General features: G+C 51.9%; 8 protein-coding genes. 1 reads left to right on the top strand and 7 read right to left on the bottom strand.

The window, feature by feature from the left end:
- Positions 1–82 precede the first annotated feature (82 nt).
- The 7 genes from rcsB to cecR form a co-directional block, all read right to left on the bottom strand.
- On the bottom strand, positions 83–733 hold the full coding sequence (gene rcsB / locus CPY98_RS13165) for a response regulator transcription factor RcsB (protein WP_025798039.1): 651 nt from the start codon (positions 731–733) through the stop codon (positions 83–85).
- On the bottom strand, positions 726–3,431 hold the full coding sequence (gene rcsD, locus CPY98_RS13160) for a phosphotransferase RcsD (RefSeq protein ID WP_046450248.1): 2,706 nt from the start codon (positions 3,429–3,431) through the stop codon (positions 726–728). The genes rcsB and rcsD overlap by 8 nt, the downstream gene beginning before the upstream one ends.
- 139 nt (positions 3,432–3,570) lie before the next feature.
- A complete protein-coding gene (locus tag CPY98_RS13155; protein WP_043494014.1) occupies positions 3,571–4,695 on the bottom strand; it encodes an ABC transporter permease in 1,125 nt (374 codons plus the stop codon).
- Between the two features lie 9 nt (positions 4,696–4,704).
- Positions 4,705–5,850 (bottom strand): ABC transporter permease, encoded by a 1,146-nt coding sequence (locus CPY98_RS13150; RefSeq protein WP_025798046.1) that lies wholly within the window; start codon positions 5,848–5,850, stop codon positions 4,705–4,707.
- A complete protein-coding gene (locus CPY98_RS13145; RefSeq protein WP_096388021.1) occupies positions 5,847–7,586 on the bottom strand; it encodes an ATP-binding cassette domain-containing protein in 1,740 nt (579 codons plus the stop codon). The genes CPY98_RS13150 and CPY98_RS13145 overlap by 4 nt, the downstream gene beginning before the upstream one ends.
- 8 nt (positions 7,587–7,594) lie before the next feature.
- On the bottom strand, positions 7,595–8,593 hold the full coding sequence (hlyD, locus tag CPY98_RS13140) for a secretion protein HlyD (RefSeq protein WP_025798050.1): 999 nt from the start codon (positions 8,591–8,593) through the stop codon (positions 7,595–7,597).
- Positions 8,586–9,317 (bottom strand): transcriptional regulator CecR, encoded by a 732-nt coding sequence (gene cecR, locus CPY98_RS13135; RefSeq protein WP_025798052.1) that lies wholly within the window; start codon positions 9,315–9,317, stop codon positions 8,586–8,588. The genes hlyD and cecR overlap by 8 nt, the downstream gene beginning before the upstream one ends.
- 495 nt (positions 9,318–9,812) lie before the next feature.
- On the opposite strand from cecR, the gene CPY98_RS13130 reads away from it, so the two are divergent.
- Complete coding sequence (locus CPY98_RS13130) at positions 9,813–23,228, top strand: Ig-like domain-containing protein (RefSeq protein WP_231899412.1); 13,416 nt, start codon at positions 9,813–9,815, stop codon at positions 23,226–23,228.
- The last annotated feature ends 147 nt before the right edge of the window (positions 23,229–23,375 follow it).

Genomic DNA, 23,375 nt, shown 5'->3' with positions numbered 1-23,375 from the left:
CGGCGCTCAATGTTGATGTTGAGTGCAGAATGCTCCTCCCCCTGACAAGGGGGAGGCTGGGAGGGGGTAATACAGCAATAACTTAGTCTTTATCTACCGACATAATATTGACGGAAGAAAGATAGTTCAGCAGCGCAATGTCGTTATCAACGCCGAGTTTCAGCATGGCTGATTTCTTCTGGCTACTGATGGTTTTAATGCTGCGGTTCAGCTTTTTAGCAATTTCTGTTACTAAGAAACCTTCGGCGAATAAGCGCAGGACTTCGCTTTCTTTTGGTGATAAGCGTTTGTCACCGTAGCCGCTGGCGCTAATTTTTTCCAGCAGTTTGGACACGCTTTCTGGGGTAAATTTCTTACCTTTCTGCAATGCAGCTAGCGCTTTCGGTAAATCAGCCGGCGCGCCTTGCTTAAGAACAATCCCTTCAATATCCAATTCCAGAACCGCACTTAAAATAGCAGGGTTATTGTTCATGGTCAGAACAATAATGGACAGGTGCGGATAATGGCGCTTGATATATTTAATCAAGGTGATGCCATCGCCGTATTTGTCGCCCGGCATGGAAAGATCGGTGATCAGTACATTCGCATCCAGCTTAGATAAGCTATTGATTAATGCCGTTGAGTCTTCAAATTCCCCGACAACGTTAACCCATTCGATTTGTTCAAGTGACTTCCTAATACCGAATAGGACAATTGGATGGTCATCAGCAATAATTACATTTAGGTTATTCATGTTGTTGGCTACCTAGTAGAAGCAGTCGGCTGACAAAAGTATCAATCTGACTGATCAAAATCTTTATATTTGTTACATCGCTTTCTTTAATGGCGAGTTCTAACTGTTCACATAGAGTTTTGCCGGTGGGGATATTAAGCATGGCAAAAACACCTTTAAGTCGGTGTGCAGTCAGAGAAAGCGGGGATAAATCACTCTGTTCGGCTTCAGTATACAGTTTCTGTACATCTTCCGGTACTGTTTCCATAAACAGAGAAAAGTAATCCTTTGATTTAAAAGGAGAGCTATCAGATGAAGGATCTGCATTTTCAGCATATTCCGCATCGATTGGCGATTCTGTGACCGCAATCTGTTGCTCAATCAGCAGCAAAATGGCGTCAATGAGCGGCTCGGTGAGGTTGAAGTTAGCCTTAATGCGATGCGGCGCGTATTCTTCAAAACCGTCAATATCAGAGACCAGCAGCAGGGTGTAATCTTCTGCATTCTCTGGAGCATCGGTCAGCGTAATATCATATTCTTCGTTGGCATCGCGGCCGTCGGCAATGATGGACGCGGCACCAAAAGCGGCAAGCTTATGCATAATCAGGCTGCGAATTTCATCGGAGGTGATTTGCAGATAGGCCGTGATCCCGTCCAGCAGCTTCTCCGACTCTTCTTCTGGATGTTCCACCGGATGCATGATGCAGCTAAAGCTATAACGCGTTCCGATATCGTCTTTGCTTTGAATATCCAATCTGCCGCTCATACGTTTGCACAGCTGGGCGCACAGATAGTAAGTCATTCCCGAGCCTCTGGCGAAGCGATCGCTTTGCGGCTCACCGAGATTTGGATAGCGCAATCCATTGATCTCTTTATTGGATACGCCGGTGCCGGTATCGCTGAGCTCAAAACAAATGTGGTCAGGAGACTCAGGTTTCTGCGTCACTTTGAGAGTGATTTTTCCATACACCGTGGTAATGATGGAATAGTGCAGCAGCATGGAAAGCACTTGTTCTAGCGAACGAATATCACCGATAAACTCTTTATCTGGATCGATATCGGTGTGATTGATAAGCGTTAGCCCTTTGCGGCGCAGTTCAGGCAAGCTGCGTTTTAGCAGCTCATCAATACGTTTGTTAAGGTTGAATGTTTCGGTCACCGGACGCCAGTCCCGATTTTCAATTTCGGTGAGCAGCGTAATTTCATCGATCAAAGCCTGCGCATGACGTGTTTCGCCCAACAATAAATCTAGCAGACGAGGATCATCTTTATTATTTTGAATGTCAGCGACTAATTGCTGAATATTACTCATCGGCGCATTAAGCTCGCGGCTTAAATTGGTGGTCATGATTTTGCGTGCGGTCAGATTTTTCTCATATTCACTCTGCGCCTGTTTTAGCTTTTTGCTGACCATCATTTCTTTATCCAGATCGCGCATTAAGAACAGGGCAGATTTAATATTCTGCTGGCTGCGCACCATCTGAATTTCATACATTTCATTGTTGACCGTTGCCTGAATTCGACCCTGATGTTCTTGAGCCATGCTAGCAATTTTGCTCAGGCTAAGGTGCGGCAACAGATGATCGGCAATTTTATTGCTGGCAACCACGGTATCGGTGTCGAAACGATAAATCAGCAGGCCAATTGGTAAATGGGTAATAATTTCCTGATTCATTTCCTGCTGGGCGCTGAGCTGCGCAGCCATGCGTTTTCCCGGACGAATATATTGGTGACGCACGAAATAAAAACCGGTGAATGACAGAACGAGCACCAATAAATTAATCAGCACCAGCCAGAAATTATTCCTCAGCATATCCACGGTGAGCGTTGTCATCGGGATATTGAAATCAATCTTCAGCGGCGTGTTATACAGCGGGGCGCTGATCGTTAACCACGGCCATCTCAGCGTAGAGAAAGCCTCTGGCAGTTCTTCACGCGACATCAATTCTGATGGTGATTCAGGATTTTCAGTGATCAAAAAACGTTGAACGGGCAAATCGCGCGGCAAAATATCGCCGACAGGCAGATCAAAAGCCACGACGGTAGCTAAATGCCCAGGGTTATTAAAAGTGGTACGCAAGGTGAAATAGTAAGAATTCAGGAAACGGAACTTGCGCAACCCTGAGAAGCCTTCGCGTTCATCTAGTGAATTAGACTGTTGCAGCATTTCAGTTTTACGGGACTCGACCACGTTACCCAAATATCCCTCTTTATAACGCGCAGACAGATCTTTCATCGGCATCGTCGAGACCAAAATCAGGCTATTATCCTGCCCGTTCAGGTAATACATAGAATAGGTTTCGGTTTCCGCGCCCCACAAAATATCGAGATAGTTCGACATGCGTAGCGCTAAATCGCTGGTGCTCGCATCATGCTGACCAAAAATCAGGGCATCGGTTTTATGGCGGCTCTTTTCCAATAGATAGATATCAGGACGTAACCGAACCTCGTTGACCGGAGAGGGCAGTTGGACAGAATTAGAGGCCGAAAGGTTGTCATACACCTGATAGGTCACAAAACGGTAGGTCTCGATACGCTTTTGCAGCTGATCGGCAACCGTCGCTAGCATGGTTTGCTTGCTGTTAATGTAGGCATTCACATAGTTATAGCCGTAGAGCAAATTAGCCATAACCAGCAGAAAAATAAACAGCATATAGCTGCGCGTGATCCCAGAAAGGGAGGCATCGGCACTATTAGATGATTCCTTCGAACTTAACATGATGCTGATCTAACCCTATCTAAGATGATGACATTGCGCCTGCGGCAAAGATGGTATGCCGCAGTATAGCAAGAGTCCTTATCCCCTTCATACTTGAAGCTGCTTATGCGTTGGCTACGCTCGCGGTGGATTTAGCTCGCTACGCAATCTTACGCCTAAACATTGCGTAGGCGGCGCTGCCGGTGGTTAAGGTAATCACCAGAAGCGGCCATAGGCTGTGCCAGATAATATCGAAGCTCACATCCTTCAAATAGAGCTCTTTGGTGATATCGGTGAAGTGCCGAACTGGATTTATCCACGTCAGGTTTTGCAGCCAAACCGGCATATTTTCCACCGGCGATACGTAACCGGACAGCAAGATTGCGGGCATCATAAACACAAATACGCCAATAAATGCCTGCTGCTGCGTTGAGCATAGCGATGAAATCAGTAGGCCAAAACCGACCAACGAAAGCCCGTAGATCAGCATGGTGAAGTAAAACAGCAAAAGGGAACCGGCAAACGGAATTTGGTAGGCAAAAATCCCGATCAGTAACACCACGGTGGCCTGAAACGTGGCGACAATCAGGGCGGGAATGGCTTTGCCAACGAATATCTGCCAGGTATTCAGCGGTGAAACCAACAGCTGTTCCAGCGTTCCCTGCTCACGTTCGCGTGCCACCGACAGCGACGTCACAATTAACACGCCGATGGTGGTGATCATGGCAATCAGCGACGGCACCACAAACCATTTGTAATCCAGATTGGGGTTGTACCAGTTGCGAATAACCAGCTCGGAGTTTCTCTGGGCCAAATCGTGAGTGGATACAGGCTGTCCGCTGATAAGCTCTTGTTGATAGTCACGGACAATCTGCTGAACATAGTTTGCCGCGATTTGCGCGCTGTTGGAGCTGCGTCCGTCTAAAACTATCTGTAACGGCGCCTGATGGCCGGACAAAATATCGCGTGAGAAATTGGCAGGAAAACGGATTAACAGCAGCGCTTTTTGGTTATCAATCGTCGGTGCAATCTCTTGCGGGCTGTGCAGCAGTATTACGTTGGTAAAGGCTTCGGCCTTGGCAAAGCGCTGGGTGAGCTCTATCGACGACTGGCCGGTATCTTCGCTATAGATCGCGATGCTGGCGTTGGTGACATCTAGCGTTGCGGCAAAAGGAAACAGCACCACTTGCAAAATGACCGGCATGATCAAAATGGCGCGAGTTTGGGGATCGCGCAGCAGCGATTGAAGTTCTTTAATGATTAATGTCCACAGCCTATAGAACATGAAAAATCCTCAATCCAGTCGGCGCTTGGTTTTCCACGCGGTAAGTCCAATAAAGACCACGGCGGAAATAATTAAAAACAGCAGGTTAACCATCAGCACGCTGCCGATATTACCGGCCAAGAATAGCGTTTGTAGGGTGCTCACAAAGTAGCGGGCGGGGATCACATAGGTCACGGCCTGAACAATGGCTGGCATACTGTCAATTTCAAAGATGAACCCTGAAAGCATAACGGCAGGCAGGAACCCCGCGTTAAGAGCCACCATTGCCGCATTAAACTGATTACGGGTGATCGTAGAGATAAGCAGTCCCATCCCGAGGGTGCTGGCGAGAAACAGTGTGGTCATCACGAATAAAATCAGTAGTGACCCTCGGTAAGGCACCCCCATCACAAAAACGGCAACCACCATGCACAGGGTCATAGCCAGCAGGCCCAATACGTAATACGGCAGCAGTTTTGACAGCAGTAATTCCGTGCGCGTTACTTGAGTAGAAAGCAGCGCCTCCATCGTGCCGCGTTCCCACTCGCGGGCGATGACCAGCGATGTCAGGATGGCGCCGATAACCGTCATAATAATGGTTATCGCTCCGGGAATAATAAAGTGCTGGCTAATGGCGGCAGGGTTAAACCAATAACGTAGCTGCACATCGATAAGCGGCTTGAATTCGCCCCCTTTATCAACGGCGCGCTGCTGTAACCATATTTGCCAAATGCCTTCCGCGTAGCCTTGGACGAAGTTTGCCGTATTTGGCTCACTGCCGTCGGTAATCACCTGAATCGGAGATTTTCCCTGCGGACGAGCCAGTTGTTCAGAGAAATCAACCGGGATGACGATAAGCCCACGAATTTTACCCGCCTGCATTTGCTGGATCAGCGCCTGTCGGTTATCGCTGACCGTAGCGGCAATATACGGCGAGCCAAGAAACGTATTGGTGAGATCGCGAGCGTCTTCTGACTGCTGCTCCATCAAAATACCCACGTGCAGTTTGCTGGAATCCAGGTTGATGCCGTAGCCAAAAATAAACAGCAATAACAGAGGGATCACCACCGCAATCAGCGCGCTGCTGGGATCGCGCAGGATCTGAGCCGTTTCTTTGCGGCACAGGGCGCGCAATCGCCGCCACGAAAAGTGAATACTGTTGGCGCTTTCACTCATGCCGTTTGCTCCTTGTCGTAGCCCTGAACCAGCTCAATAAACGCCTGCTCCATGGTCGGATTTGGATTGTCATCGTTAGCGACGCTGTGTTTTAGCTGATCGGGTGAACCTGCAGCAATGATTTTCCCACGATAGACCAACCCGATACGATCGCAGTATTCCGCTTCGTCCATAAAGTGCGTGGTGACCATCACGGTGACACCTTTATCCACCATGCCGTTGATGTGCAGCCAAAATTCTCGACGGGTGAGGGGATCGACGCCCGACGTTGGTTCATCCAAAAACAGGATGTCTGGTTCATGCATCAGCGAGCAGGCCAGCGCCAGCCGCTGTTTAAAACCGAGCGGTAAAGAGTCCGGCGTTTGATTCAAAATGGGGGTGAAGTTAAACGCGTTAACCATGCCCTCAATTTTTTCCTTCTGCTGTTTCCCCTTTAGTCCGTAAACGCCGGAGAAAAACTTCAGGTTTTGCGCCACCGTGAGGTTGCCATAGAGCGAGAATTTCTGCGCCATATAGCCCAGATGCTGGCGAGCACGCCCGGAGTCTGTTTTCAGATCCATACCCAACACCAGCGCTTTACCGCTGGTGGGTTTGAGAAGGGCACACATCATTTTAAAGGTGGTGGATTTACCCGCGCCGTTTGGCCCCAGTAAACCAAAAATTTCGCCGCGTTTAACTTGAAAATCAACGTGATCGGTAGCGGCAAAATCACCAAATTTTTTGGTGAGCTGCTGCGCTTCAATCACGGTTTCGTTGGGATCAACTTTCACCTGCGGCATTATTTTTGCCAGCTCAGATTCGTGATCCGGCCCGCCGCCTAACAGATCGATAAAGGCATCTTCAAAGCGAGGTTCAGCCTCCAGCAATTCGGCGTCCGGCTGGTCTAAATCAAGTAACAACGCGTGGTGATCGGCGTTATCTTTGAGAATAAGGCGCAGATACTTGCCTTGGATCACGCCGTCGCTAACAGAAGGTAAGCAGATAGCGCGCTGGAGTAGTTTTCGATGTGAGATATTTTTGGCGCGCAGCAAAATGGTGCGCCCAGCCATGCGTTGGGTTAACTGCTGCGGGGCACCGCTATAGAGCAGTTTACCTTCGTTCATGAGCAAAACTTCGCGGCACTGTTCGGCCTCATCGAGATAGGAGGTGCTCCAAAGGATTAGCATCCCTTCATCGGCCAGTTCATGCACCATACGCCACAGCTCGCGTCGAGAAATCGGGTCGACGCCAACGCCCGGCTCATCCAGCAATAAAACCTTAGGCTCGCCGACCAGCGTACAGGCTAACCCTAATTTTTGCTTCATGCCGCCTGACAGCTTGCCCGCCAAGCGTTCGGTAAAGCGGGTTAAATCGGTAAACTTAAGCAGGCGCTCAAAGGTTTTGCGCCGCTCTTCGCCGATAACGCCGCGTAAATCTGCGTATAGGGTCAGGTTTTCGATAACGGTAAGGTCTTCATACAGGCCAAATTTTTGCGGCATATAGCCCAAAATGGCGTGTAATTCGCTGTCTTGCGTCAGCGGATCTAAACCCACCACGCTCACCGTGCCCGCGCTGGGCTTTAACAAGCCAGCCAACATGCGGATCAGCGTGGTTTTTCCTGCGCCGTCGGGGCCAACCAGCCCCATCACTGCGCCACTGGCGATGCGCGTGGAGAGACTCGCGACCGCCGGTTGATCCATGCCCGTAAAACGCTTTTCTACGCCGTCGAGCACGATTTCATGTTGCGCACTCATCATCACATCCCTTAGCGTTTGGCACCGTTATCGTTAAAACGTAAGGTCACAGGCATGCCTTGGCGCAAGCTGTCATCGGCGTCGGTCACAATGACGCGTAGGCGATAGACCAGCGAGGTGCGTAATTCTGGCGTCTCGACGCTTTTCGGCGTGAACTCGGCGGTGGGTGAAACAAAACCAATTTTGCCGTGATAAGGCTTATCTGGGCGGCCATCGGTGTAAATTTCAATCTCGGTTCCGGGTATCGCCCGGCTAAGGTTTTCTTCGCTGACATAGGCACGGATCCACACCGGACGGGTGAGTGACACGCTGAATACGGTGCTGCCGGAGGCCAGCATGGTGCCAGGTTCAACGGCGCGGGTGAGAACGGTGCCGGTGGAAGGTGCAAAAAGCTGGGTGTCTTTTAGATTTAGCTCAGCCTGATCGGCTGCCGCTTGTGCCTGCGCTAAAGTAGCCTGCGCCTGTTCGATTTCCTGCGGGCGATTCCCCGTCTCGTACTGAGACAGCTTATCTTTGGCAGCTTGCAGATTGGCTAATGCTTGATTGCGTGCTGTTTTCGCGTCTTCTAAATCATTGGCAGAAGTGGCTTTGCTGGCCCATAAGCCTTGCTGACGCTTTAAGTAGCTGTCGGCGTAGCTGAACGCCGCCTGTTGTTGTGCCACCGCTGCACGCGCTTGAGCGATTTCTTCTGTACGGTATCCCGCCAGCAGCAAATCGAGCTGAGCCTGCGCGGCGGCCACGTTAGCTTTGGCTTCATTAAGCGAGTTAATGAATGGGGCATCATCGAGTTTCCCTAATAGCGCACCGGGGGTGACGGTGTCGCCTTCATCCACGGCCAGTGAGGCTAAACGACCGCTAACGCGAAAACCAAGGTTAACGGTACGAATATCCACGTTACCGTACAGCGTTAAATCCCGATCCTCTTGGCTGCGGTAGTAATAAATGCCGCCAATCACCAGCGCGATAATGACTAAAACTGCAACGACTCCAACGAGCTTTTTGTTATTCATCACTCATCCCATCCGTAGTCGATTGCGCCGTTGACGAATAAGTCATACGCAATCCGTTCAGAAGTAAATCAATATGTTGTTGTAAAACTTGATTAATCAGGTCTGCTTGCTCGGGGCCGATTGACTCCCAGCCAGCCTGAATGCGGATCGTTTCACGCGCCATACGAAAAGCCAGCACTTCGCCTAACAATGCATGGGTATGCAGCGTTGTCACTGCGCTATCTGCAGGGAGGCCACTGTAACCTGCGACTAACTGCGTCATGAGCCGATGCAGTGGCGCGATGCATTGCTGATGTATCAGTGGATAGGCAGCGGTGGGGGCCAACTGCTCACGTGACATAATTTGGCTGAGGTGCAGCGTTTCTGGCTGTGTCATCAGGTGGCAAAAGATAGCAAGCCCTCGATGAATGAAAGCTAAATACGCATCAGGTTTGGGGTCTTTCTGTAAAAGAAATAGTGAACACTCTTGCTGTAGAGGGGCGAAAGCCTGAGTGATAAAGTCGCTGATCCAGCGAGCTACGGCGAGATAAAGCCCCTCTTTGGACTGAAAGTAGTAGGTAATCGCGGCAATGTTTTGCCCCGCGTTTAAGGCAATATCGCGTGTTGTGGCACCTTCCAACCCTCGCTCACCAAACAAGGCAATAGCGGAGTCGATCAGTGCTTGCTTCGCTTGCTCGCCGCGAGAAGTCATCGGCGTATCTGATGGCTTTGTTGATGGTTTCATTTCACGCTATAAAGTTAATCATATGATTGATTAACTTTAGGCGCTAAAGATATCGCTGTAAAGACCGATAATAAATAATTAGAAATTATGATTAGTGTGGCTAATAATGGATTTTGTGAATGAATAAATTTACTAATCATTAACATTAGGTATTTCCTTTCCCGCTCCGAATGTTTTCTTTTAACTATATGTATTAAATGATAATAATTTTTGTCATAAAAAATTCATCCAATGGCATATCGCTTAATTGTGTCTAATTTGTGAGTTATAGTTAAATTTATGTAAATATCGGATTGCCTTAATATCAATCGTTGTTTATATATTTCTAAGTAAGAATTTTTAATTTAGAAAGTGTCTACACGTTTCGATTCGCTGTTTTTAATTTTTTAACCAGGTCAATGATTTCACAGCACGGCTTCTCAGCCGAGCTGCGGCTAAGTTTGCGCTGCATTTAGGCGCGCTTTATACACGGCAAAGTGATTGAAAGGAGTGGTTATGGCACAGTCAAATTTATCTTCTGGCGCATCTGCGGGTTCAGGAAGCGTTGATATTGTTACTCGTTCCAATGGGAAAGAAATTGCTCAGTATGCTCAAGGAAATCGAGTCATAACGTTAACGGAGTCCAGCGTGGTGAAAATCCACGGTGACACTTCCTTAGTGGCTAGCTATGAGCGGCAGGGCAATGATTTGATTGTCCACATGAAAGATGGATCTACCGTGCGCTATCAGCGCTTTTTCTTTATTGATGAGCACGGTGAGCACAGCGAGTTAGTTTTCGATGATGGCAAAACGACACACCATGCCATTTTCCCATTTGCAGACATGGCAGGTTCTTCTACCGCGCAAACAGTGATCCCGACTTATGAGACGCTGGGTGACGGGATCACGACGTTAGTTGGGCATGATGGCATCTCTGCTGGCGTGATTGGCGGAGTTCTCGGGGCATTAGCTATCGGCGGCGGTATTGCACTGGCCGCAGGTGGGGGAGGCGGAGGGCATGGAGACAGCAGCTCAGGAAATGGAAATGGTGGAAATGGCAATGGAAATGGCAATGGCAATGGAAATGGCAACGGCGGCAATGGTAATGGCAATGGAGGAACAACCAATCCAACCTTAAAAGTGAATGCCTTTGCGGGCGATAACATTCTTAATCACAACGAAAGTTTAGCCAGCCAGGTGCTCAGCGGCAGCACAACAGCCTCGAATGCGGGGCGTACGGTAACGGTCACACTGGGCGGAAAAACGTACATTGGCATTGTGGGCAAAGATGGAAGTTGGAGCATCAATATTCCTACCGCGGATTTACAAGCGCTACCGCAGGGTAACTTGAATGTCAGCGCCACCTTGACCAATAGCGCAGGCCACAGCACCACCACACAGCTAACGGTTAATGTCAAAACGGCGCTGCCTGATTTAACCCTCAATGCCTTTGCTGGCGACAATATTCTGAGCCAGCAAGAGAGCACGGTTACTCAAAGTCTGAGCGGGAAAACCAGCGCGGCTAACGCCGGTCAAAAAGTCACGCTCACGCTAAACGGGAAAACCTACTCTGCGATAGTCGGAGCCGATGGTACGTGGAGCATTGGTGTCACCAGCGGTGATTTGCAGCATCTGTCGCAGGGCAAGAACACGTTATCGGTCTCTATCACCGATAAATATGGCAACACCAACACCAAGACCGAGCAGTTCAATGTCGACACCACAACGACGGGAAATCCAGCCTTAAAAGTGAATGCCTTTGCGGGCGATAACATTCTTAATCACAACGAAAGTTTAGCCAGCCAGGTGCTCAGCGGCAGCACAACGGCCTCGAATGCAGGGCGCACGGTAACAGTCACACTGGGCGGAAAAACGTACATTGGCATTGTGGGCAAAGATGGAAGTTGGAGCATCAATATTCCAACCGCTGATTTACAAGCGCTACCGCAGGGTAACTTGAATGTCAGCGCCACCTTGACCAATAGCGCAGGCCACAGCACCACCACACAGCTAACGGTTAATGTCAAAACGGCGCTGCCTGATTTAACCCTCAATGCCTTTGCTGGCGACAATATTCTGAGCCAGCAAGAGAGCACGGTTACTCAAAGTCTGAGCGGGAAAACCAGCGCGGCTAACGCCGGTCAAAAAGTCACGCTCACGCTAAACGGGAAAACCTACTCTGCGATAGTCGGAGCCGATGGTACGTGGAGCATTGGTGTCACCAGCGGTGATTTGCAGCATCTGTCGCAGGGCAAGAACACGTTATCGGTCTCTATCACCGATAAATATGGCAACACCAACACCAAGACCGAGCAGTTCAATGTCGACACCACAACGACGGGAAATCCAGCCTTAAAAGTGAATGCCTTTGCGGGCGATAACATTCTTAATCACAACGAAAGTTTAGCCAGCCAGGTGCTCAGCGGCAGCACAACGGCCTCGAATGCGGGGCGCACGGTAACGGTTACCCTGGGTGGCAAAACCTATACCGGACTCGTGGGCAAAGATGGCAGTTGGAGCATCAATATTCCAACCGCGGATTTACAAGCGCTACCGCAGGGTAGCCTGAATATCAGCGCTACCTTGACCGACAGCGCAGGCCACAGCACCACGACGCAACTGGGGATCAACGTTAAAACAGTGCTGCCTGATTTAACCCTCAATGCCTTTGCGGGTGACAATATTCTGAGCAAGCTAGAGAGTTCGCTAACTCAGAGTTTGAGCGGAAAAACCAGCGCGGATAACGCCGGTCAAAAAGTCACGCTGACGCTTAACGGGAAAAGCTATACCGCAGTAGTCGGGGTCGATGGCACATGGAGCATTGGTGTCACCAGCGGCGATCTACAGCATCTGCCGCAGGGGCAGAATAATCTATTGGTCTCCATTACCGATAAATACGGCAACACCAACACCAAGACCGAACAGTTTGATGTAAAAACCACCACGCCAGCCATTAGCGTTGCGCAATTTGCCGGTGACGACACCCTGAGCGGTGCGGAGGCAAAAACTGCCCAAGTGCTCAGCGGAAGTACGCTCAACGTTGAAGCAGGTCGTGTGGTCACAATCAAACTCGACAGTGGCAAAACTTATCTCGCTACCGTTCAATCTGATGGTTCTTGGAAAGTTTCTATTCCTTCCAGTGATTTAAGTTCCCTAACGGTAGGCAACCATAGCTTCACCGTCAGCGTGAGCGATTTGGCAAACCAGACTGCGAATAGCACCCACAGCTTTAAAGCCGCGGGCGACAACTCATCCATCGCCATTTCTATTGTTTCTAGCGACGATTATTTAAGCGCCAACGAGGCGCTACAGCCGCTGGCGATTAACGGCACCACCGTGGGCGTGAGCGCTGGAGCACATGTTACGGTGCTGCTCAACGGCAAAACCTATGGCGCAACGGTGGGTATAGCAGGACACTGGACGGTCAGCGTACCGCCAGCCGATCTTGCTCTGCTGGCTGACGGCTCTATTAAGATCACCGCGTCGGTGACGGATTCACAGGGTAATGTGGTTTCTAACCAACACACGCTTAATGTGTTAACGCATGATTTGCCAGCGCCAACCATTGATACACCATTTACCGACGGTATTTTGAACTTGCAGGAGTCTGGCAAGGTTCAGACCCTGAGTGGGACTTCCGGGATTCACGGGGCACAAACCGTCACCATCACCCTTGGCGGCAAAGTTTATAACGCCGTGGTTGATGCTCAAGGGCATTGGCAAGTGTCCGTTCCTGTTAGCGATTTGCACGGCTTCCCACAGGGCTCGCTATCGTATCAAGTGTCTGCCACCGATGTGGCAGGCAACAACGGCAAGATAAACGGTAACTTTAACGTTGATACCCTTGCGCCACAGCTGTCGATTGCCGTTTTTGCCGGTGACGATGTGCTCAATGCCAGCGAACAAAAAACGGCACAAACCGTGTCAGGCACAGCCTCTGCTTCCGAACAAGGAAAATTGGTTGATGTTCAGATTAACGGCAAGCATTACAGTGCCACCGTGGGGGCCGATGGTCGTTGGAGCGTCAGTGTTCCAGTTGCCGATCTCGCTCCGCTGACTAACGGTAATCACACCATTACCGCCACGCTGACCGACAGCGCGGGTAATAGCACCACCAGCAGCCATAACTTCGTGGTGAAAAATCTTCTGCCGACGGTCACGGTTTCCACCTTTGCCGGTGATGGCACGCTGGATAACAGCGAGGCCCAAACCGCTCAAATACTCAAAGGCACTACCACTAACGCTGAAACCGGCAGCACGATTACGGTGACGCTCAACGGGCAAACCTACACCACACATGTGCTATCCAATGGTTCGTGGAGCCTGACGATCCCTTCCGCCGATCTGGAAAAACTCCCCGATGGCATTGCCAACGGTAATGTTAGCGTTACCGACTTAGCGGGGCAAACCGTTAACGGCAAATTCAGTTTCAACGTTGATACCGATACTGCTCACGGCAGTATTGCGATTGCCATTATCGCCGGTGATGACTATCTCAGCGTTGCTGAGAGCAACGGCACTCTCAACATTCACGGCACCACCACTAACGTGAGCGCTGGCAGCTCTGTTACCGTCAAGCTGAACGGCAAAAGCTATCAAGCGACGGTTGACGCTAATGGTAACTGGCAAACGTCGGTGAGCAGCGTTGATTTAAAAGCGCTGAAAGACGGCGTAGCTACCGTGACGGCGACCGTAACAGACAAAGAAGGCAACTCAGTGAGTGCGACGCACGATCTCAATGTGCTCACGCATACCTTGCCGAACCCAACCATCAACGTGCCGTTTGGCGACGGCGTGCTTAACGCCACCGAAGCGCAGAGCGCGCAAACCATCACCGGTAAAACGGGGATCACCGGCGCAGGGCAAACTATCACCCTGACGTTAAATGGGCATAACTATACCGGCAGCGTAGATGCTAATGGCAATTGGTCAGTCGTGGTGCCACAGGCTGATGTGCAGGCGCTGCAAAATGGTAATCAGGTCATCAAAGTGACCGCTGGCGATATTGCTGGTAACCAAGTCGGGGGATCTCTCACCGCATCAGTCGATACCGTTGCGCCGGTGATTACGATTAATAATTTCGCTGGTGATAACCGCCTGAATATTCAGGAAGCCACTCAGGCACAAACGCTTTCGGGTACCGCTGTAGGTGCCGAAGCGGGTCAAAAAGTAACTATTATTCTGAATGGCAAAACGTATACCGCGACGGTAGACGCGAGCGGCAACTGGACCACCTCGATTCCTGCAACCGATTTGAAAGCGCTGAGCAATGGTGATACCACCATTAGCGTGAGCGTGGCAGATAAAGCCGGTAACGGAGCGAGCCTGCAAGAAACTATTTCGGTTGATTCTGATCCAAAATTTGCGCCGCTGCTTAGCGTTAACGTCTTTGCGGGCAATGACGTACTGGATGCTGGTGAACGCCAGAATCCGCAGACGGTCACCGGTAAAGCCCTATACGTAGAAGCTGGACAGGTCGTCACGGTCACCATCGGCGGTAGCAGCTATACCGGCACGGTGAAGGCCGATGGCACTTGGTCGGTGAACATTCCGGCAGGCGCACTAAGCGGCTTGAACAACGGTAGCTACACACTTGACGTTAAAGTGAGCGATCTGAGCGGCAACAGCGCGCAGGCTAGCCATGATTTCACCGTCAACACGACCGCCAGCGCTTTAACCGTATCACCGCTTACCGGTGACAACCTGGTTAACTCAGCTGAAGTCGCTTCAGGGCTGGTGGTTAACGGAACCTCCGTCAATATTCCGGTTGGTGGGAAGATAGAAGTGACCCTCAATGGGGTCACCTATACCACGACGATTAAAGCGGGTGGCACGTGGAGCGTTACCGTGCCAGCGGATGCCGCTCAAGCGATTCCTGATGGCACTGCGACGCTGACGGTATCTGGATTAGATAACGCAGGGAATCCGGTTTCCTCTAGCCAGAACTTTGAAATTATTACCCACACGGCTCCGCATCCAACCCTCAATGCGCCGTTTGGCGATGGTTATCTGAATGCCGCAGAAGCGGGCAGTAACCAGCAACTGAGCGGAACCACCGGTGTGGCGGGTGCAGGCCAGCAGGTGACAGTCAACTTTGGCGGCAAAAACTATACCGCGACGGTTGATGCACAGGGCAACTGGACGGTGAATATTCCAAGCGGTGATTTCACCAACCTGAAGGATGGCCCGCAGCCAATTACCGTGACGGCAACCGATGCGGTCGGCAACAGCAATAACATCAGCGGCAGCGCTCAGATCGACAAAACGCTACCGGTGTTGACTATTAATCCAATCACCGGCGACAACGTGATTAACGCTGCGGAAGCGCATAGCCCGATTGTCATTTCAGGCACCGCGCCGGTTAGCGACAGCGGACAGTCCGTGGTTGTCAAAGTGGTGGTTAACGGCGCGACTTACACCGCCAACGTGAATCCAGACGGGACTTGGAACCTTACGTTACCTGCGGGCGCGCTTAACGGTGTTAGCGATGGCAATATTGTGTTCAACGCGTCACTCACCGATGTTGCAGGCAATACCGGCACCATTAACCAAGTGGTTAAATTGGATGCCTCGGCGGCGAACCAACCAACCATTCACATTGGCACGGTCTCTGGCGATGACTATATCAACGCCTCGGAGATTAACGCTCCGCTGACGATTTCTGGTACCTCAACGAACGTTGAAGCAAACCAAATCGTCACGATTACGTTGAACGGCAAAACCTACACTACCAGCGTGAACGCAGACGGTAGCTGGAGCTACAACATTCCAACCGCTGATGTTAAGCAACTGCCAGACGGCATTGATGGCATTAACGTGTCGGTGAGTGATACCAGCGGAAACCCAGCGACGGATTCCCACAATGTGACCGTTATCGCGCAGCCCGCCGATTTGCCGACGATTCACGTGAACACCGTGGCCGGTGATAACGTGATTAACGCCAAAGAAGCGCAAAGCGACCTGCAAATTACCGGTACCACCACCCATGTGTCCAATGGACAAACGGTTACCGTTACGCTGGGCGGCAAAACCTATATCGGCAGCGTCGATGCCAACGGGCTGTGGAGCGTCACGGTTCCTGCTGCTGACGTGCAAAAACTGGATCAGGGCTCACAAAACATCGTTGCCAACGTGAACGACGTAGCGAAAAACCCAGCCAGCGATACCCATAACGTGCAGGTGGATACACAGGCACCGTTGCTGAGCATCGATCTCTTCGTTACTGATAACGTGCTGAACTACGCTGAAGCGCTGGTTTCACAAATATTAAGCGGTAAAACAGACGCGGGCCAAACGGTCAGCGTCACCATCAACAACAAAACGGTACAGGTAACCGCTGACGGTAACGGCATCTGGAAACTGACGGTTTCAGCCGGTGATCTTCAGGCGCTGCCGGATGGCACCAACACCATCACGGTAACGGCGACCGATAGCGCAGGCAATACCACGAGTAAAGATCTGTCTCTGAATGTTGGCACTCATCTGCTGCCGACTCTCACGTTAGATACGCCGTTTGTTGATGGCATTCTGAGCATTGTCGAGTCGGCGACGGGTGGGGTGCTAACCGGCACCTCGACGCACTTGCTGCAAGGTACCAAAATCACGGTCAACATCGGCGGCGTGCAGATCATTGGCAGCGTGGGAGCCAATGGCGATTGGTCGATTCCGGTGGCTGGGCACCTTCTGGATGTTTTAGCCGACGGTAAAGCAACCATTACCGTTACCGCAACCGATAGCTACGGCAACATCGGCAGCGCAACGGGGCAGTTGGATGTATTGGCGCACCTCGAACCTACCGCGACGCTAACGCTGCCGCTGTTTGGTGACAACGTGCTGAACAATGCTGAAGCCTTACTGGGGCAAACGCTGACCGGTAATTCAGGCCTGCTGGGTGCGGGACAAACGGTGTACATCACGCTGGATGGCACCAAATATGTAGGGGCTGTAGACGCGAACGGTAATTGGACGGTGCAGCTGCCGTCTAACGTGCTCAGCGTGCTGAGCGATAGCAGCCATACCCTGAGCGTGACGCTCACGGATCGCGCAGGCAATACCGAAACCAGCAGCTCGGCAAACTTTACGGCAAAAATCACGCTGCCGATCCCAACCTTGGATACGCCGTTTGGCGACGGCATTCTGAACTTTGTGGATGCACAAACGGCTACCACCCTGCATGGTTTGTCTGGATTAGCCACCAACGTGGGCGTGAGCGTTATCGTCAACATCAACGGTACGCCGGTCACGGCGACCGTGAATCCTAACGGTAGTTGGACGCTGCCGCTCGATGCCCCAACGCTACAGGGTCTACCAGATGGTATCTGGTCACTGTCGGTGACGGTGAAAGACGCGGCGGGTAACGTGGTGACATCACCAACGCAAACCGCCGAGGTTCTGACTCACGTCTTGCCGTTGCCAACCATTAACCTGCCGTTTGGTGATGGCCTGCTGAGCATTGCCGAAGCCGGAGCGTCGCAAATATTGACGGGGAGCACCGGTATTACCGGCGCAGGGCAGATTGTTAAAGTCACCATCGGAACGCAAACGCTGAACGCTGTGGTGACGACTGATGGGCAGTGGACACTGTCGGTTCTTCCAAACGCTTTAGCCACCGTAACCAATGGTCCAGGGATTATTCACGTTGAGGTGACCGATCATGCAGGCAACGTTGGCTCGGTGAATGGTAGCTTTACCGCCAGCTTGAATTTACCTGTTCCAACTATTAACCCGCTGTTTAGCGATGGATTCTTGAATATCAGCGAGGCGAATGACACGCTGACGCTGACAGGGAAGACGGGCTCTGTCGGCCCGAATCAGGTCGTTAAGTTGAGTATTGATATCGACGGCGTGACCTATACCGGCGTTGTAGACGGCAGCGGCAACTGGACGGTGACGTTGCCACCGAAAGCATTGCTGGGTATCGGCAACGGCGAGCATGAAATTACGCTTACCGCGCAAGATGCCGCAGGTAACTCGGCTACGATAACGCCAGCGCCATCCTTTGTTGCTTATCTGACGCCGCCAAGCGTGACGCTGGATACCCCGTTTGTCGACGGCGCACTGAGCATTAGTGAAAGTGCAAGTACACAAACGCTGCATGGCTCGCTGACATTGAATAATTCGTCGGTTGCTGGCTCAGTCGTCACCGTCACTATCAACAATCATGATTTTACTGCCACCATAGATCCAAGCGGAAATTCATGGACGCTGAGTTTGTCTCCTGGTCAGTTAACAACGGCCAATCTGGGCAGCGGCCTGCAAGATATCAAGGTCACGGTAACTGACGAAGGATTAAACACCAACACCTCGACCGGACAGGCGCTAATTGCGCTGACCCAGCCGACGATTACGGTGAATTCCAACTTTATCACCGACGGCGTGATCGATTACGCCGATCTGCATGCCTCGCAGACCATTACCGGCAGCTCTACGGGGCTATCGGTAGGGCAAAATATCACCATCAACATTGGTGGAAAACCATTTACGACTACGGTAAACGGCGACGGCTCATGGAGCTATACGCTGAAAATCACTGATTTGGTGGATATCCCGAATGGTTCACTGGTCGTTACTGCCACCGATGCGGCGGGTAACCCTGCGGCATCTCTGCCAACCACCTACATCGTTGACCCACTGTCAGCGGTGCCGGTGCTGACGATTGACCCTATCAGCGTGGACAACCTGCTAGGAACCAGCGATCTCATTTCAGGCACGGTGATTGTTAGCGGTCATTCTTCGGGGCTAAGCCCGTTGAGTACGCTCCAGGTGACGGTAAGCGGGGCACCGCCTTTCACAATCCCAGTTGTCATTGGCTTAGACGGGTCGTGGCAGGTGAATGTCCCAAGCGGCACATTCACTGAGGGAGGCCACACGGTTACTGCTACGGTGGTCGCAGGGCTACCACTACTGACGACAAACTTAGGTATCAACGTCGATCTTACCGCGCCAACGTTGACCGTTAACGCCTTTGCGGGCAATGACATACTGAATGCCTCTGAGGCGGCGGTGCCGCAAACGCTCAGCGGTACCGCGAGCGTGACGGAAATTGGCCAGAACGTACTGATCACGCTGAACAGCAAAAACTACAGCGCCGCCGTAGTGAGCGATGGCGCAGGCGGTGCTAAATGGTCGGTGATTATTCCTGTCTCCGATATGGCTGCGCTGGGGCAAAACGGTTCAACGATTGTGGCGAAGCTGGCAGATAAAGCGGGTAACAGCGTTGAAGTTGACCATCCGATTCTCGTCGATACCACTATCCCGTTAGTCAGCATTAACCCTCTCAGCGTTGGCGGCTTGCTTAACTCTGTCAATATTGGTCTGGGCATACTGTTAAACGGATCGGCAGAACCGAACAGCAGCGTCACGATTAAAGTAGGGACGCTAGCGGGCGTCACTATTCAGACGGACAACTTGGGCCAATGGTCGTTAAACGTTCCTAAAGTAGATTTACAAGGCCTGACCGACGGCCCGCAGGTGATTACCGTCACCAGCACCGACAGCGCGGGCAACGTTAGCGTTCCTGTTAACGTCGGTTTAAACGTGGCACTGAATCAGGGATTCGGCGATACGCTCAATACGCTGATTGGTGGCAACGGTGTGCTGAATCTGGCGGAGTCACTGCTGACGCAAGTGCTGACTGGCACCGTGAGTGGGAATTACACCGGTGCAAAAGTTTCGGCCACTATTCTGGGCCAACTGTTTACCGCCGACGTGGGTAACAACGGTAAATGGAGCATCAATATTGACCCAAGCTTCTGGCTTTCATCTGCGCTCGGGAAAACCTTGGATTTCGATCTGGTGCTCACCGATCCAAACGGCAATATCGTGCATACGCCGGTACATGTGGACTTGGCGCTGACCGATCTGCCGCTGATTCAAAACGTGGTTGCGATAGGTGATGGTTTCCTGAACCAATTGGAAAGCACCGCGAATAATGTGGTCACTGGAACACTCGGCAATATGGTCGCGGGTACCACGGTTGACGTACAGCTGGGGATTGGCACTTTCCATGCGACGGTGAACGCCAACGGCACGTGGAGCGCCACCATTCCGCAAAATGTCTTGGCTGGTTTGCAAGATGGCTCGGTGAAAGTGGTGATTATCGCCACCGATCCGGCGGGCAACGTGGTGACCAGCAACACCAACCTGAGCGTAATTACTCATAACCTGCCAACGTTGGTGCTAGACCCGCTGTTTGGCGACGGCGTGCTGTCATTAACCGAGGCGCTAGCGGGCGGCCTGTCGATTGGCGGTTCTACCAGCGGTATGGTGGGGCAAACGCTACAGGTATTGATTGGTGGATCTCAGGTGGCGACGGCGGTCGTGGGTGCTAACGGCAAGTGGAGCATTGTGGTCACGCCGCAAATCCTCGGCATTCTTGAAGGTGTCGTCGGCGGCAACGTGACGGTTGAGGTGAAAGGCAACGACGTTGCCGGTAACCCAGTTGACCAAACCGTTGGGCTGAAACTTGACCTGACACCACCAATCCTGAGCGGCATTTCCCTGTTCGGCGATGGTTTGCTGAACGCGGTAGACGCGACGACTAACCAACTGATTACCGGTACGGCGACCGGAGCGCCGTTGGGGTCAACGGTCAACGTGCTGATCGGTGGCAAAACCTTTACGGGTGTGACGTTAGCCAATGGCACATTTAGCATTGTGTTAACGCCAGCCAATCTCGCTCAGTTGCCGGATGGCAGCCTCACGGCAACGGTCACCGTGACCACGCCAAGCGGCAATACGTCTTCGACCACGGCTGGCGTGAAGGTGGGGCTGACCAATCTGCCAACTATCACGCTCGATCCGCTGTTGAGCGGTGACGGATTCCTCAATAAAGCAGAATCGCTGGTGGATCAAGTCATCAGCGGCAAAGTAACCAACCTGACTTCCGGTACGGTGAATATCACAGTTAACGGTACGCCGCTAACGGCGACCATCAATCCGAACGGAACGTGGAGCGCCACGCTGAAGGCAGGATTGCTGAGTGGATTAGCCGATGGGCCGCTGAATATCAACGTGAGCGTTACTGACGCGGTGGGCAATACCAGCTCGCTACCGACGATACTGACTACGCTGACGCACAACTTACCGACGATTACGCTGGGTAGCCTGTTTGGCGATGGGGTGCTGAGCGTAGGTGATTTGCTGACGTCACAACTGATTAGCGGTACCACCTCTAATCTGGCAGGCGGTTCTCTCACGCTAACGCTGGGGTCGAAAATCTACACGGTGCCAGTGGGCAGCGGCGGGGCATGGAGTCTGTCCGTTTCTCCGCTTGATCTCAAAGCGTTACTCGACGGAAATCTGACGGTCGGCATAACGGCGAAAGATGCGGCAGGTAACCCTGCGAGTGCCAGCGGCATATTGTCGGTCGTGACGCACGCGTTACCAACGCTGACTATTGGCAGCATTTTTGGCGACGGTGGCCTGAATATCGGCGATTTAGTCAGTGCGCAGGTGATCAGCGGTACCAGTACCAACGCGCAAGGCTCGCAGCTGACCGTGACGTTGGGCGGCAAGTCTTACCTCACTACCGTAGGTAATGACGGCTCATGGAGTATCAGCGTTCCTAAAACCGATTTGTCCCTGCTAGGCGACGGCAATTTGGGCGTCAACGTATCGCTGACTAACCCAATTGGTAACACGACGAGCGCTGGTGGTTCACTCAATGTGATCACCCACTTGCCAACCGTGGGGATATCGAGCGGCATATTTGGTGATGGCATTCTGAATATCGCTGAGTCCGGCGTTTCACAACTGCTTACCGGTACGGTAACGAGCGCGTTGCCGGGTGCCAAAGTGGTGGTGACAGTCGGCACCGTAGATTATCAGGCCACGGTGAATGCGAATGGAACATGGTCGCTCAACTTAACGTCAACTCAGCTGAAATCGTTGACCGATGGTTCGCTACATATCGGTGTCAAAGTCACCGACGTAGTAGGCAATACCAACAGCACCGGCGTTGATGTTGGGATCAAACTAAGTCAACCGCTATTGGGGCTCAACGTAGTGACGCTGCCTTCACTAGGCGATCTGCTGCTTGGCGGCAAACTGTTGGTGATAACCGGTACGTCTAAAAACTTGCAGAACGGCGCCGCGCTTCACGTTTCGCTGCTGAACGATACGCTTGCGGCTGATACCACGGTTGACAGTAACGGCAACTGGTCTGCGTCGCTGGGCTTAACGCTAAACCTGCTGCAACTTCTCTTGCTCAATAAAGTGGTGAACCTTAGCGCACATGACTCTGCGGGCAACGGTGTGATCGTTAACGTCGGTCTGGATGGTCATATTATCGATGTGACGCCAACTTCTGCGCCAGCACCGGCAATGATGATGGCGATGAGCATTGATGATGTTGCGGCCAGCCACTCTGGTTCTCAGGATCACCTGTCGCAAAGCCTGTCGACCAGCAGTCTTGATGATTCGGCAACGGCATCCACTTCTGGCACCTTCACCATCGGCGGCGTCACTATCGATTTGGCCGATGGCACGCATAACAGCGGTGCCTCCGTCACCGGCAGTACGGGGAGCGATAAGGTTCACGTAACCGACGCTGGTTTTACTCACATCGACGGTGGTGCGGGCACCGATACGCTGGTGCTGGACGGCAGCAACCTCAATCTGGATCTCACTTCGCTGGGGCTGAAAGTCGAGCACATCGAGATTTTCGACCTCGGCAAAGCGGGTAACAACGCCATCACCTTGGATCTTAAGGAAGCGCTGAACGTCACGGATAAACCTCAGGATGACTTATTGATCAAAGGCAGCATCGGCGATCGGGTCAATCTGGTGCATGGACAGGGCGATATCTGGGATGTCAGCGGACAACGTGAAGTCAACGGCGTGACCTACGACGTTTACCACAACTCCTCAACCGGCAGCAGTACGTTGGGAGACGTGCTGATTCAACAAGGTCTGCATGTGAACTTGATGTAGGTGTATTCACTTTCCCTCTGCGAAGGGGAGCAATAACCCCACCCTAACCCTCCCCTTGTCAGGGGAGGGAACCGGTCTGAGGTGTCATGGTATCACGGTGCGCTCTTTCTCATTAATTGGAGGCTGAGCAACTGGAGGGAAGCACGG

It is taken from the genome of Hafnia sp. CBA7124, assembly GCF_002355555.1.
GTDB classification, from domain to species: domain Bacteria; phylum Pseudomonadota; class Gammaproteobacteria; order Enterobacterales; family Enterobacteriaceae; genus Hafnia; species Hafnia alvei.
Note: the sequence above shows the minus strand (reverse complement) of the source record. Positions and strands in the feature narration are given on the sequence as shown.